Origin of the sequence: Acinetobacter puyangensis (genome assembly GCF_900096995.1) — a bacterium.
GTDB classification, from domain to species: Bacteria; Pseudomonadota; Gammaproteobacteria; order Pseudomonadales; family Moraxellaceae; genus Acinetobacter; species Acinetobacter puyangensis.
Map to the genome: position 1 here is coordinate 66,860 of NZ_OANT01000008.1, position 13,426 is coordinate 80,285.

Genomic DNA, 13,426 nt, shown 5'->3' on the forward strand with positions numbered 1-13,426 from the left:
TTTTTATTTAGCAGTTAATGCTGTACCTTCAAAACGCACGCCTTCCCAGCCATTTTCAATAAATTGACGAATATTTTGGTGATCTGTACCATTCGGTGTATCCAGAACGGCCTGATAATGCTCGGCAAATAAACTTAAGGTTTGAGCCTGATCTAAGCCATTTAATTTTGCAAAGCTGAATACTTTGGCGCTGCCTTGATTCTGGTCTGCTGCATTATGTTGTTCACCGTTTGTAAATGCGGTTGGGGTATGTGTATAACGTGCATCAATATAAGCAATAACATCGTTAAAATTGAATGTACCTGATTGAAGTTGCTGTAATAAATCTTGAGCCATTGTGCTATTCCATGTAAAAAATTGACAAAAGAGTAGCAAGTAACCATCAAAAGAACAATCTGCTATCAACCAGCCTAACATTTAAAACACGATTTTAGTTTGCAAGATGGATTTAGCCTGCCGTATAGTGAGTGAAAACAAAACAATATATGGATGTGAAATGAAGAAGAAAACAGTGTTGATTACAGGTGCTTCAAGTGGATTGGGTGAAGCATTTGCAAAATATTGTGCCAAACAGGGATGTCATTTGGCCTTGGTCGCGCGTCGTCTGGAACGTCTGGAGCAACTGGCAGAGCAGTTACGTGAACAATATGCGGTTCAGGTCGAAGTCGCACAGCTTGATGTTACCGAGCATGACAAAATTCTACCTATTTTTATCGGCCTAAGTGATTTATTGGGACAGATCGATATTGTCGTGATCAATGCCGGCATTAGCAAAGTTCGTCATCTTGGTGATGATCGTCTGGATAAGGACATTGAGGTGTTGAATACCAATCTGATCGCTGCCATTGCCTGTTCTGATGCTGCACAGAAAATGTTTAGAATTCAAGGTCAGCCGGGTCATATTGTGGCAATTTCCTCTTATAGTGCGTTTATCGGCTTGCCACAGGCTGCGGCTTATTCGGCCAGTAAGGCCGCATTGGCAACATATTTTAATGCCATTCGCACGGGGTTGAGCAAACGGGGAATTGCTGTGACGGTTGTCTATCCGGGTTTTGTCCAGACCGAACTATTACATGGTTTTAATCCGCAACTGCCTATTGTGGCGCAGCCTGAGGCTGTGGCACAGCAGATTTATACGGCCATCATCAAGCAAAAAGCAGAGGCCATTGTGCCACCATTGCCATGGAAAGTTTTATATGGTTTGCAGCAAGTGACGCCGAAACCTGTATTGCGCTGGATCACACAATTATTATAACAATTTATGATTTAACGTAGGATTTTAAAGTGTCAAGGTTGAGCAAAGGTGCGTGGCAAAGTAGAATAAATCTCAATTTCATCAATTATTTTTTAAGTATTGGAACACATTGTTATGGCTGCACAACAACATACTCAACAACAAGCACAATCCATGGCTGAATTTGAACAACAATTACGAGACAAAGCGCAAAAAGGTGATCCGGTTGCCTGTTTTCAAATCGTTGAACATTTTGAGCGTAAAGCACTTGCAGCCAATAAGCTTGAAGCACAAAACCGGATTAATCTTTTACTTGAAGCATCCAATAAAGGCGTCGGAGCGGCCAGTTTATTGTTGGGACGCTGGTATTTAAATGGTCATTATGTCAATAAAGATCCAGCCAAGGCGATTTTGTTTTTTGAACATGCTGGCAATGTATGTAAAGATTCCTATGGCTATTATCAACTGGCAGAGATGTTTCAAACCGGTGTTGGGGTAAAAGCCCACCCTGAAAAAGGTCTGGAATATTTGAAAAAAGCGGTTGATTTGCATAATCCCGATGCAATTTTTACCTATGCCAGTCAGGTACTAAAAACCGATGCAGACAAGGCATTACAACTGTTAAAAGACAATTATAAAAAACAGCATCATGTACGCAGCTTACTGTTTTTAAATGATTCGCCTGAAGTTGATCAAAGCAAAGTACAGACCTTTCTGGAAAATCAGCATCAGAATGATCCACTTATCAGTGCATTACTGGCATTTCGTTATTTAAATCAAGGCAAAATTGAACAAGCCAAACAACTTGCCGATTATGCAGCCAGGCAAAACAATGCAGTGGGTTGTCATGTTCGCGCCCTGATTGAATTACAGGATGAACATGGCTCACAGGAATTAGCACAGCAATGGATGCTAAAAGCTGCACAACTGGGACATGTGGATGCATCTTATCGTGTGGGTATCAGTTTATTGGCTCAGGCCGAGCAACAAAACGATCCGGCCCTTGAAGAAAAAATTGTACACCAGGCCCTACAATTTATTGCACAAGCTGCGCAGGCCGGTTTTGCACCTGCACAATTTTCTTTAGGGCAATGCTGGTTACAGGGTATCGGTGTTGAAAAAAATCAGCAAGAAGGTTTGGGCTGGATTGAACGTGCGGCACAGCAGGGTCATGTTGATGCCATGTTTACGCTGGCTTTGAATCTCCCGGTTGATCATGCACAGCATCTGCCATTATTGCAGGCTGCGGCACAGGCAGGTCATGCTAAGGCTATGCTTTGCGTAGGACTTTATTTACAAAACCATGCGCAACCTGAACAAGCTGTTGAATGGTTTAAGCATGCCAAAGAACGTGGTGATCTTCGTGCCGACTTTATGCTGGGTATGGCTTATTTAACCGGTAATGGCGTAGCAGCCGATGCTAAACATGCGGTTGAAGTATTGAATCAGGCGGGTGAAGCAGGTGATATTGATGCCTATTTTGCTTTATATCAGGCGTATCGGGATGGCAACGGCGTACGTAAAAACAAGAAATCCCAAGCTAAATATTTAAAACTCGCACAGCAAGGTAATCATCCAGAGGCATTAAAAATAGAACAAGCTTGATGATAAACTGATTTTTTGAGTCTATTGCTCCTTTAACTTTAAAAGGAGCAATATAAAATTAAAAAATAAGTATTTGAATTTATTTTAAATATATCAATTTTTATACCATAAATAGTGTTGTTGAAAATAGCCCAATAAATACTCTAAAAATAAATGTGTTTTCGGTGGAATGAACTTTCGATGAGGAAAAACAGCATAAATTGTTGTGGGTTCAACTTGGTGGTCAGGTAGTACTTGCACCAGTTTTCCGCTTTTTAAATCATCGGCCACATGCCAGATGGAATGATTAGAAATGCCTAAACCAGATAAAGAGGCTTGTCGGATGCCTTCACCAGAATTTGAAATAAAATATCCACTGACATTGAGCTGTTGCATTTTTCCATGTTGATCAATGAAATTCCATGTATCAATCAAACCATGTTCGTGTTGTTGCAGAATGCAACGATGAGCGGCTAGTTCAGATAAATTTTTGGGTATGCCATATTTTTGCAGATATGCAGGCGCAGCACAGAGTAAACGTTGGTTTGGGGAAAGTGATTTTGCAATAAGGCTAGAATTTTTTAATTTTCCAATGCGTATGGCAAGATCAATGCTGTGCTGGATAAGATCTAAATTCTGATCACTTAGATCCAGATAAATTTTAAGTTCGGGATGTAACAAGGAAAACTGGGCAATAATAGGCGTTAACACCTTTTCCCCAAAAGTTGCCGAAGTTGTGATTCTTAAAGTACCGGAAAGAACAGGTTTTTTTAATTGTTGATGTAGATTGAGAAAATCATCGATCCAGATTCTACCATGCTCCAGTAGGGTGCGTCCTTCATCAGTTAAGCTCAGTCTACGGGTGGTGCGATGTAACAATCGCAGTTGCAAATTGTGTTCTAAACGCTGGATTTTCTGGCTGGCAACAGATACAGAAATATTTTCCGCTTTGGCCGCTTTGCTGATTGAACCTAAATCCGCTACTCGAATAAAAAATTGAAAATCTTCTGTATTCATTATCAATAAAATCAGGAAAGTATTTACGCATTATCGTGGTTTTTTAAATAGTATCCTAGCGTTATTGTGTTTCTAAGTTCATTCACATGTAATGATAGAGGCACAAGATGAAATACAATTTTTTAGGTCATTCCGGTTTAAAGGTTTCGCAACTTGGTTTTGGTGCTGGTACGTTTGGTGGTCAAGGTGAAATTTTTGCTGCCTGGGGCCAAGCCAGCCAAGCAGAAGCCAATACGATGATTCAGCTTTGTCTGGATGCAGGCATAAATTATTTTGATACCGCAGATGTTTATTCTCATGGCGAATCCGAAAGAATGCTGGGTAAAGCACTTGTTTCTGAAAGACAAAATAATATCATTTCTACAAAAGTGGGTATTCGTACAACTGATCATATCAATGACGCTGGCTTTAGCCGAAATTATTTGACAAGTGCTGTTGAACAATCCTTGAAACGATTGGGCACAGATTATATTGATGTTTTGCAATTACATCAGTTTGATAGCTTTACTGCCTTAGCTCAACTGATGAAATCCCTTGATGAACTCGTGCGTAGTGGTAAGGTACGGTACATTGGGGTTTCAAATTTTTCTGGTTGGCAATTAATGAAAGCTTAAGCAATTGCCGAGCAATATGGGTATGAAAAATTTACAGTGAATCAGGTCTATTATTCTTTAATTGGTCGTGATTATGAATGGGAGTTGATGCCGCTCAACCATGATCAGCAGATTGGCGCAGTGGTCTGGAGCCCTTTAGGCTGGGGACGATTAACAGGTAAATTTGACAGAACCCATCCTATTCCCGCACATAGTCGCTTGCATGATACTGCGCAATTTGCACCGCCTGTCAATGAAGAACATTTATATCAGGTGATTGATGTATTGCGAGACATTGCAGATGAAACAGGCTTTTCCATTCCGCAAATTGCCTTACATTGGTTATTACAACGCCCTACGGTGTCGAGTGTGTTAATTGGTGCAAGAAATCAGGCACAGCTTCAAGAGAATCTAATGAGTAAAGATATTCTTCTCTCCGACCAACAAATAGAAAAATTGAATCAAGTCAGTGCAGTTTATCCACCTTATCCTTATTATCCCTATTGGAATGGTCAATTTACTGAGAGATTTAATGGGTTGGTCACATCCCAGTTTACGCAATAAATGAAATTCTCCTTTTCAAAGCTCCGCAAGGGGCTTTTTTTGCATAAAAAAAGCGAAGTCACACAAGGAGAAGTGACTTCGCCGGGGGAGGAGAACGAGAATAAAGGATTTAGCTGCGTTTAAAACGGGCAAAGCGTTTGTTAAAGGATGCAACACGGCCTTCATTGTTGGCTTGACGTTGTTCGCCAGTATAGAAAGGGTGTGAAGCACTGGAAATATCCAATGTAACATATGGATAGGTTTGACCTTCGTATTCACGAGTTTGGGTTGGTTTTAGGGTTGAGCCAATGATGAAATACACATCGGCATTGGTATCGTGAAACAGGACTTTTTGATAAGCAGGGTGTATATCTTTACGCATGGTGATGACCTCAATTTCTATAATTTTATTGCTTGTTGTAATGTTATAGTATTACATATAGATTATTCAAGTCTAAATTGTAATTATTTTTTTGTTGTGGATTGGATGGTTGATGTTGTTAAGTTAAGGGAAATTTGGATTTAACAGTAGTCTAAAAATTATGTTCTACATCAAAAGCACACTCATTTTTTCTAAATCTTGGTCAATGGATCAAAAAATAGTAAAAAGTATCAGGATTGGTTGGAAAATAGTCGAAATTTTTCAGTTGGCTATTGGGGTGAAATTAGATGTACTGCAAGTTATTGAAATGAATTGAGTATTTTGCATAAGGTCATATTGTGTTAATTTCAACAAACTTTAAAAGATTTAAACGGAATATATGAACTTAATTTCAGCAGTTTTATTAAAGGAACATTCTATTAGTAGATGTGTTCAAGATGGAAGTGGAAATCCTAAACCGTTTCCAATTCTTGCTATTGATGGGATTCCATTAAATATATGGATAAATAAAAACACTAATATTATCGAAGAAACAAGTACTCTAGTTCCAGCACAAGGATGGTTGTATGACTTTGACAATAATCTGTCTTTAAGTAATGCATGGAAACTTCTAAAACCTGAAGCTTCTGAATATGGTGCTGTCTCTACAGTCGTACCAATTTTAATTTGTCCTGATGATTTAGATCTTGTATGTAGTGTAATTATGGTTGAACAAGTTGTTAATGAGTCCGAAGTTAAATGGATTCGCTTTGGGAGAGCATGGGCTAATATAAATGATCTAGTAACATCGGTAATTTGGGAGAATCCTTTTTCTTCTCCTGTCTTAACATTCAAATTTAGTAATTTTGAAAAAGCATACAATGACTTAAAAAGCTTAGATAAGATTTGGAATGAGACTATTTAACATATGGATATTATGCAGAGTGCATAATTAAAAGTTATTATTTTTCAATAAATTAAGGTTTTAAAAATCAACAGTAATCCATAAGAAAAGCGATTTGGAAACAACTCGCTTGTTTCTTTAAGTAGTTTTGGCATCTTCTACCAAGAAATTTGATTAAAAATAACAATTTTTAGCTTGATAGCTATATTTTTGTGATACATTATTGTATATACAATTTTGAATGTTTTTTATGCAACAGTATTTTGAATGGGATGAGGCGAAGAATCAGAAAAAACATGATGTTTCTTTTGAAACAGCAAGCCTCATTTTTGCAGACCCGTTAAGGATCTCAATCCAAGATCGACATACTGATGGTGAACAACGTTGGCAAACCATTGGCATGGTTAAAGGCGTACTAATGTTACTTGTGGCTCATACCATCTTTGATGAAGAGGATGGTGAAATTATACGAATCATTAGTGCAAGAGAAGTGACCAAAGCGGAGCGAGAAAAATATGAGCATGGTTAGATATACACGCAAAGAACTGAATGAAAAATTCAGTGACAAGCAAGATGCTGAAATTAAACGCTTGCTTGCAAAGGGAACTATGCCAGATGATCAATTAGATTTGTCTGATATTCCTGAAATTACAGATTGGAGTAATGCTGTTCGTCATGGACAACTTTATCGTCCAGTGAAGCAACAGACTTCCATTCGTCTTGATGCTGATGTCCTTGCGTGGTTTAAAGCCCAAGGTAAGGGTTATCAAACACGTATGAATGAAATCTTACGGGATGCTATGCTGAAAGAGTTAAAGAATCATCGATAAAATTAGTAAAAAGTATCAGGGTTGATTGGAAAGTAGCCGAAATATTTCAATCGGGAAAAGGGTGAAATTAGATTCAATATAACTTATTGAAATAAATAAACTAATTTAAGTATTTTGCATAAGGCGTATTATGTTAATTTTAGAAAAATTAGATTCTAATTCCTTTAGAGATCATTAATCCAATGTTCAAATTTATTATTCCTATCCTTTTAATTATTAGTCCAATTACCTATGCTGGCTATAATGTGTATATAACAAAAAAAGAATTCTATCTTAATGATGGAGAATGTATTACTAAACAAGAATGGAACACATATTTAGAAACAGACCCAACAATAACGGTAGATCTTCAAAATTCAGAAGAAGACTTTCTTGTATCCATTGATGAACAAGAGTTTCTTCTATGGTATGATCGTAATTCTTGTGACTTATTAACGAAAAATCCAACACCTGAAGCTATTGGTAAAATGATTGATATATCAAAAAAGTTAAAAGCTACTGTACAAGGTGAAGAATCAGAAATTTATCTAACTCCTAATGATGTGATTAAACGATAACTTAACATAAAACCACTCATCCAAACCATTTAACCTAACCCGATGGCACCAAATCTTCAAATAAATCATTCAGATTGTCATGCACTTTAAGATGAATCAAATTCCAATAATGTCCCGATACAGTACGGTTAATCATCAGAGTATCGGGTGAGGGTTGGAAACAATCCCAATATTTAAACGATTGTTTTGCCAGTTTTATCCCATCATGATGTGCAGAGTTCGCAGCAAAATCATAATTCGTGACCAACGGACGCATCAGAATTTCAAGCCAAGCCAAATACCAGTCCTGCGGAATTTGTCCTTTTTCCGTACGCACATTTAATGTGTGTAAATCATCTTCAATTGCCGGAATATTCTGTTGTCTTGCGGCATTGATCAAATGTTTATACGTACTGACGATTTCATTGCTTAAAGTTTTGACACCGCCATAATCATAAATAATTACGCTGCCATCTTCTCTAAATGCGAAATTACCGGGATGTGGATCGCAGTGGAAACGCTTCAGATAAAATATTTCTTGTCCAATCGCCTGAAACAAGCGTCGCCCCAGTTCATTGCGTTTTTGCTGTGACCAAGTGCTGGCTGTTTCAATACTTTCGCCAGTTTCTTGGCTTAATGTCAGGATACGGCGTGAGGAATAGTCGGGATAGACCTGCGGAATAATGATCTTTTCATCAAGTTGTTGATGAAAAGTACGAAATACCTGTAAGTTTTGCGCTTCGATTTCGTAATTTAGCTCGGTGTATAGACTTTCCTGAATCTCATGAAATATTTCATCTTGTAGCTTTCGGTCAATTTTAAGAACGCCCATCAGGCGCAATGCCAAACGCACTTGTTTTAAGTCGCTGTCGCAGGCTTCATCCACGCCCGGATATTGCACTTTTACTACGACGGCCTGTCCATTGTTTAAGATGGCTTTATGCACTTGACCAATGGATGCTGCTGCAAAGGGCTCATTGTCAAAGTGTTGGAAAAGTTGCTCGAGTGGTTTACCCAGTTCATTTTCAACTTGCCGTTTGATTTGATCAAAGGGCATGGAAGGGGCTTGACGCTGTAATTTGGCAATTGCAGTCTGAACTTCGGGTGGGAAAATATCTTTATATTGTGAGGCAATTTGTCCCACTTTCATCACTGCGCCTTTCATTTCACCCAGTGTTTCGGCTACTTTTATGCCAATTTCTTGATAGAGTTGCGTGCGTGATTCGAGTTTTTTGTCTTCATCGGCATTGATATTTTTAATCGAGTTGGAGACCGCCTTGCCTGCAATGCTGGCGGTCATTCCCGCAAGTTTCATAAAACGGCGACCTGCCGATGAATTCGAGTTTGCCATCGTAATCTCTGTAGAACCTCTAAATTTTAATTAAGTATGTCGAGATTTAATTCGTTCATCATGCTGCTGGCAATTAATACCTATGCAAAACACCGTGATGACGTGTTTTGAATGTACTTTGCTTCACGGCTCTTGGCAAGGCATGTTATGTGAGGAATGGTTACATGATGGTGAATAGCACATTAAATGGCTAGCAATTGCTACGCTAACCAAAAATGAGTGGTGATAAAAGTATAGTTAGCGTTTGCCTGTCGCAAGTTTATGATTGGTCATGATTAATCGACCAATCAAGAGAGTACAGGCAATCACCAAACCTACAATTAAACCAATCCAGACGCCTGCCGCCGAAAAATCGGCATAACGTGTTAGATAAACACCGACCGGAAAGGCAACGATCCAGTAAGCCACCAGTGTAATCCACATCGGACCTCTAGTGTCCTGCATACCGCGTAAGCATCCGGCAGCAGCGACTTGCCAGGCATCCATCAATTGATAAACAATGGCATACAACACCAGACCATAGGCAATATTAAATACCTCGGGATTATCATTATAGGCATGAATAATCCAGCTGCGGGAAAACCACAAAAAGATCATGGTGATCAATGCAAACAGTGTGGCAACCACAAAACCTAACTTTTGTACCTGACGCATGGCATCCCAGTTTTTGGCCCCGTAATATTGTCCGATCCGAATGGTCAAAGCAAGTGCAAGAGAAAGCGGGATCATAAACAATTGTGAAGTAATTGATATGGCAATCTGATGTGCAGCAATCACAATATCGCCAAGTGGACTAATCACCAGTGCAGCGGTACTAAAAATACTGACTTCAAAGAAAATTGCCAAGCCGATAGGAAAGCCCAGCATAAAGATACGTTTTATCCAGAAAGCATTGAGTTTCTCAAATTTCTGGAATAATCTGAACTCCTGAAATACCTTGGCTTTCTTTAAATAAATGATTAGAACAAATAGCATGGACCATTGCAAAATCGCATTTGCAACACCACAACCGGCACTTCCCATGGCCGGAATACCGGCAAAACCATGCATAAATAAGTAATTCAGTGGAATTAAAATCGGTAATGCCAATAGACTGATTGCAGTGACGATCCGTGGATGTCCCAAGGCTTCGCTATAACAACGTAATGCTGTATATAGCGTAATGGCTGGAATGCCAAAAGCGATGGCATGTAAAAATAAGGCTGCTTTTGCATGCAGATTTTCAGGAATTTTCAATAGATCAAAAAATTGCGGCATAAGATGCAGAATCATCATGCCTGCAATACCTAAAAAAATTGCAATCCATAAAGCCTGATGGGTGATGGTAGCAATATCTTGTTTTTGTTTGGCACCTAGTGCGGCAGCAATCAAGGGTGACGTTGCCATCATAATGCCACTACATAACAGCATTACCGGCATCCAGATCCCGACTGCAACAGCAATTGCCGCTAGATCGGCTGCCGATAACTGTCCTGCCATGACAGTATCAATCAAGCCAAAGCCCGCTTGTGCAAACTGGGTAATCAAAATAGGAATTATCAGTTTTAATAATTGTTTAATCTCAAAACCTAGATTGGTTGTTATTGACATAAAAATCTCAAAAAATTAATGTTGTAGCGTAAAAATAATACCCACTGCAATGAGTCCTGCACCAAAGGCACGTTGCCAGTTGATGGGATTTTTCTCCACACCCAGTAAGGCAAATTGATCAAGCAACATAGATGTAATGATTTGTCCAAATAAAACCACACCAGTAAATGTTAGAAACCCAAGTTTAGGTGCACTATAAATACTCATACTGATAGCATATACACCCAATAAACCGCCCGTCCATAACCAAAGGGGAACGTGTGTAAGTTGCTGTAGGGTTGGCTGATCAGCAGGTTCAAATAAAACCAACAGGGCAAGGCATATTGTACCGATTAAAAAAGAAAAAAATGCAGCTTGAAGCGGGCTGTTTAGATATTGTTGTAATTGGCTATTCACCGCAGTTTGGCTCGCCATTGCAATGCCGATGGCAATGCTCAGTATTAGAAGTAAAATCATATGAGATCGGCGCATATATAAAATATGTCAAAGAATGATGAGCTTCATTGTAATGGAACTCAGTTGGATAAGCGAAAGAGAAAAGTTAATACTGTACGCTTAAATAGAATAGTAATCATTATTATCTGAGTATATAATATCCACATTCCTTACAGATATTGATGTGATGACTTGCCCATGAATAGATCGAATGATGATGAATCAATCCACACAACAAAGCCAGAATAAGCAAGCTTTTACTCGGTTTTATGCGGAAAACTATAGCTGGCTGTTTAACTGGTTACGTAAAAAATTACAAAATGGCAGCAAGGCTGAAGATGTCTTACAAGACACTTTTACCAAAATTCTTAGTCTTGAGCGTTTGCCTTATATTCAGGAAGCAAAAGCGTATCTGACAGTGACAGCCAGTCGCATCATCATTGATCAAGCCAGAAAAGAGAAAATTGAACAGCTTTATTTACAGTATTTAGTTGAAAATCAGCAAGCAGATGATGAATGCTCACCTGAGCAGATTCTGCTTGAGATTGATGTGCTGAACCGAATTGCCAGTGTCTTGCGGGGACTGGAAGAGCGGCCTCGCAAAGTTTTATTGTTGCATCATATTGAAGGAAAATCTCAGACTGAAATTGCACTCATCTTAAACATCACTCGGAAAACCGTAAAAGCGGATTTGGTCAAAGCCATGATGTACTGCAATAGACAGTTAAAAAGCGAAATATGCTAAGTTACGCTTTTATATTCCACCTCTACTATTGATCTGTTTATGTCCGATTTGTCGAACCAGCAAGATCCACAGCATGATGCTCAACTTCCGGAAGAAATATTAGAGCAGGCAGCGCTGTGGCTGGTGACATTGGCTGATGAAGAAGCGACTGATGAGGATATTCAGGCATTTAAACAATGGCAACAACAGGATGTGCGGCATGTCGAGGCTGTGGCAGAAATGCAGCAGACCATGGGACTTTTTCATGAGGCACAACAGAGCTCACAAAAACATATTGCCAGTCAGGTGATTGAACAGGTTTTGACAGATACGCAATTAGACGAGCACAATAAAAGTTGGTCACAACCCCGTAATTTATTGCTTTTGGCAGGCATGGCAATTTTGCTGACGTTATTGTCATGGCAAATATTACCGACGGATTACTGGCTTGCTGATGCACGTAATGGTTCACAGGATTGGTCGGAACAGATGTTATCAGATCAAAGCCAGATCCATATGAGTGGTAAAACTGCATATAATGTCAAATATAATGCGGATCAACGTACCATCGAATTATTACAGGGCAATATTCTGGTTGATGTGGCAAAAGATGCGCAACGTCCCTTTGTTGTACAGACCGGATTTGCAAAAATTAAAGCACTGGGTACACGGTTTATTATCCATCATAACGAGCAACGTACCACATTGATCATGTTGCATTCTGCAACCGAAGTGGCACCAGTTGAAATTAATCAACACGCAGTTATCGTCAAGGCAGGACAGCAAGTCAGTATTGATGAACATGGGGTAAGTTCTGCATTACCGATTCAGCCTAGTACGATTGACCAAGCATGGCAACAACATGCTTTGGTCGTAGATAAAATGCCGCTTGATCAGGTTCTGGATATTTTACAAAGTTATCAATCCAAGACTTTATATTATCGTGCCGAAGATTTGCAGCATATTCAGGTCAGTGCGATTTTGCCTTTGAATGATTCTGCACTGACTTTATTACAGCAAAGTCTGGATATTCGCATCGATAAGACTTTACTTGGACAGATTAAAATTGAGGCTAAAAAATAAAATTTTAAGATGGAATAGGTGGTGATGGGATTTAAATGATGTTCCGCTCTAGGTATGCATTTTATGATACAAGAAATATTTAAAAATAAATAACTTTATAATTCAATATGTTGAATTGCTAATAAGAAAATTCTAAAAAAAGATTACCCATTTTTGTGCAATACGCAGTCTTAGTTAGTGAAAGTTTTTAATCACAAATGATGGGGATAATATGAATCAATCGCAAAATACTTTAATGAAACTGGGCTTAAAGCCTATGATACTTTCGATCCATATGATTCTGGCAGCAGGCGTAGCGATCACGACGCAAAGTGCGATAGCAAATACAGCGCCTGCCATTGAATATAACGTAGCGGCTGGAACATTAACGCAGGCATTGAATCAGTTTGCTTTGCAGTCTGGGGTAAAGGTATCGGTAGATAGCCAAAAACTGGCAGGATTACACAGCTCGGGTTTACAGGGAAAATATTTGATTGCGGAAGGTTTTGCAGAGTTATTAAAAAATAGCCCTTATCAAATTCAGAAAATTGATGATGGCTATACTATTGTTGAAAAAATAAAAACACTACCTACTCAAGCACGTGATATGGGACAGTTAAAACCGATTGATGTTTATACACAAGGTTAGGCAAATCGGAATC

At 38.9% G+C, this 13,426-nt stretch carries 15 protein-coding genes and 1 pseudogene; 10 read left to right on the forward strand and 6 right to left on the reverse strand.

All coding sequences use genetic code 11. From position 1 onward, the window contains the following. Positions 1-3: 3 nt before the first annotated feature. On the reverse strand, positions 4-336 hold the full coding sequence (locus tag CRO21_RS13640; RefSeq protein ID WP_097079872.1) for a HopJ type III effector protein: 333 nt from the start codon (positions 334-336) through the stop codon (positions 4-6). Between the two features lie 160 nt (positions 337-496). Between CRO21_RS13640 and CRO21_RS13645 the strand changes: the two genes are divergently transcribed. Next, entirely contained in the window at positions 497-1,255 is a 759-nt protein-coding gene (locus CRO21_RS13645; protein WP_171294053.1) for an SDR family NAD(P)-dependent oxidoreductase, read from the forward strand. Between the two features lie 114 nt (positions 1,256-1,369). After that, positions 1,370-2,839: a tetratricopeptide repeat protein gene (locus CRO21_RS13650; RefSeq protein WP_097079874.1), complete on the forward strand. Its 1,470-nt coding sequence runs from the start codon at positions 1,370-1,372 to the stop codon at positions 2,837-2,839. Between the two features lie 93 nt (positions 2,840-2,932). On the opposite strand, the gene CRO21_RS13655 is transcribed toward CRO21_RS13650, so the two are convergent. Beyond that, entirely contained in the window at positions 2,933-3,835 is a 903-nt protein-coding gene (locus tag CRO21_RS13655) for a LysR family transcriptional regulator (RefSeq protein ID WP_097079875.1), read from the reverse strand. Between the two features lie 107 nt (positions 3,836-3,942). On the opposite strand from CRO21_RS13655, the pseudogene CRO21_RS13660 reads away from it, so the two are divergent. Beyond that, positions 3,943-4,992 (forward strand): annotated as a pseudogene (locus CRO21_RS13660) (aldo/keto reductase). A 109-nt stretch (positions 4,993-5,101) separates the two neighbouring features. Here the strand turns inward: CRO21_RS13660 and CRO21_RS13665 are convergent. Continuing rightward, positions 5,102-5,353 (reverse strand): type B 50S ribosomal protein L31, encoded by a 252-nt coding sequence (locus tag CRO21_RS13665; protein WP_097079876.1) that lies wholly within the window; start codon positions 5,351-5,353, stop codon positions 5,102-5,104. A 379-nt stretch (positions 5,354-5,732) separates the two neighbouring features. On the opposite strand from CRO21_RS13665, the gene CRO21_RS13670 reads away from it, so the two are divergent. The 4 genes from CRO21_RS13670 to CRO21_RS13685 all read left to right on the forward strand — a co-directional run bounded on the left by CRO21_RS13670 (position 5,733) and on the right by CRO21_RS13685 (position 7,623). Continuing rightward, complete coding sequence (locus CRO21_RS13670) at positions 5,733-6,257, forward strand: hypothetical protein (protein ID WP_097079877.1); 525 nt, start codon at positions 5,733-5,735, stop codon at positions 6,255-6,257. Between the two features lie 229 nt (positions 6,258-6,486). Further along, complete coding sequence (locus CRO21_RS13675; protein WP_097079878.1) at positions 6,487-6,765, forward strand: BrnT family toxin; 279 nt, start codon at positions 6,487-6,489, stop codon at positions 6,763-6,765. After that, positions 6,752-7,066: a BrnA antitoxin family protein gene (locus tag CRO21_RS13680; protein WP_097079879.1), complete on the forward strand. Its 315-nt coding sequence runs from the start codon at positions 6,752-6,754 to the stop codon at positions 7,064-7,066. Before CRO21_RS13675 ends, CRO21_RS13680 begins: the two co-directional genes overlap by 14 nt. Before the next feature lie 182 nt (positions 7,067-7,248). Continuing rightward, positions 7,249-7,623: a hypothetical protein gene (locus tag CRO21_RS13685; protein ID WP_097079880.1), complete on the forward strand. Its 375-nt coding sequence runs from the start codon at positions 7,249-7,251 to the stop codon at positions 7,621-7,623. Between the two features lie 34 nt (positions 7,624-7,657). Here the strand turns inward: CRO21_RS13685 and CRO21_RS13690 are convergent, their stop codons facing one another. From CRO21_RS13690 to CRO21_RS13700, 3 genes are all read right to left on the reverse strand, one after another. Next, the gene (locus CRO21_RS13690; RefSeq protein WP_097079881.1) at positions 7,658-8,953 is read right to left on the reverse strand and encodes an ABC1 kinase family protein; all 1,296 of its coding nucleotides are present in this window, start codon (positions 8,951-8,953) and stop codon (positions 7,658-7,660) included. Positions 8,954-9,190: 237 nt separating this feature from the next. Then, positions 9,191-10,543, reverse strand: a complete 1,353-nt coding sequence (locus tag CRO21_RS13695) for an MATE family efflux transporter (protein ID WP_097079882.1) — start codon at positions 10,541-10,543, stop codon at positions 9,191-9,193. Between the two features lie 15 nt (positions 10,544-10,558). Then, the gene (locus CRO21_RS13700) at positions 10,559-11,014 is read right to left on the reverse strand and encodes a DMT family transporter (RefSeq protein WP_097079883.1); all 456 of its coding nucleotides are present in this window, start codon (positions 11,012-11,014) and stop codon (positions 10,559-10,561) included. A gap of 178 nt (positions 11,015-11,192) precedes the next feature. Between CRO21_RS13700 and CRO21_RS13705 the strand changes: the two genes are divergently transcribed. The 3 genes from CRO21_RS13705 to CRO21_RS13715 all read left to right on the forward strand — a co-directional run bounded on the left by CRO21_RS13705 (position 11,193) and on the right by CRO21_RS13715 (position 13,413). Further along, on the forward strand, positions 11,193-11,723 hold the full coding sequence (locus CRO21_RS13705; RefSeq protein ID WP_228150454.1) for an RNA polymerase sigma factor: 531 nt from the start codon (positions 11,193-11,195) through the stop codon (positions 11,721-11,723). 39 nt (positions 11,724-11,762) lie between these two features. Then, positions 11,763-12,785, forward strand: coding sequence for a FecR family protein (locus tag CRO21_RS13710; RefSeq protein ID WP_097079884.1), 1,023 nt, complete (start codon positions 11,763-11,765; stop codon positions 12,783-12,785). Positions 12,786-12,996: 211 nt separating this feature from the next. After that, positions 12,997-13,413, forward strand: coding sequence for an STN domain-containing protein (locus CRO21_RS13715; RefSeq protein WP_097079885.1), 417 nt, complete (start codon positions 12,997-12,999; stop codon positions 13,411-13,413). The last annotated feature ends 13 nt before the right edge of the window (positions 13,414-13,426 follow it).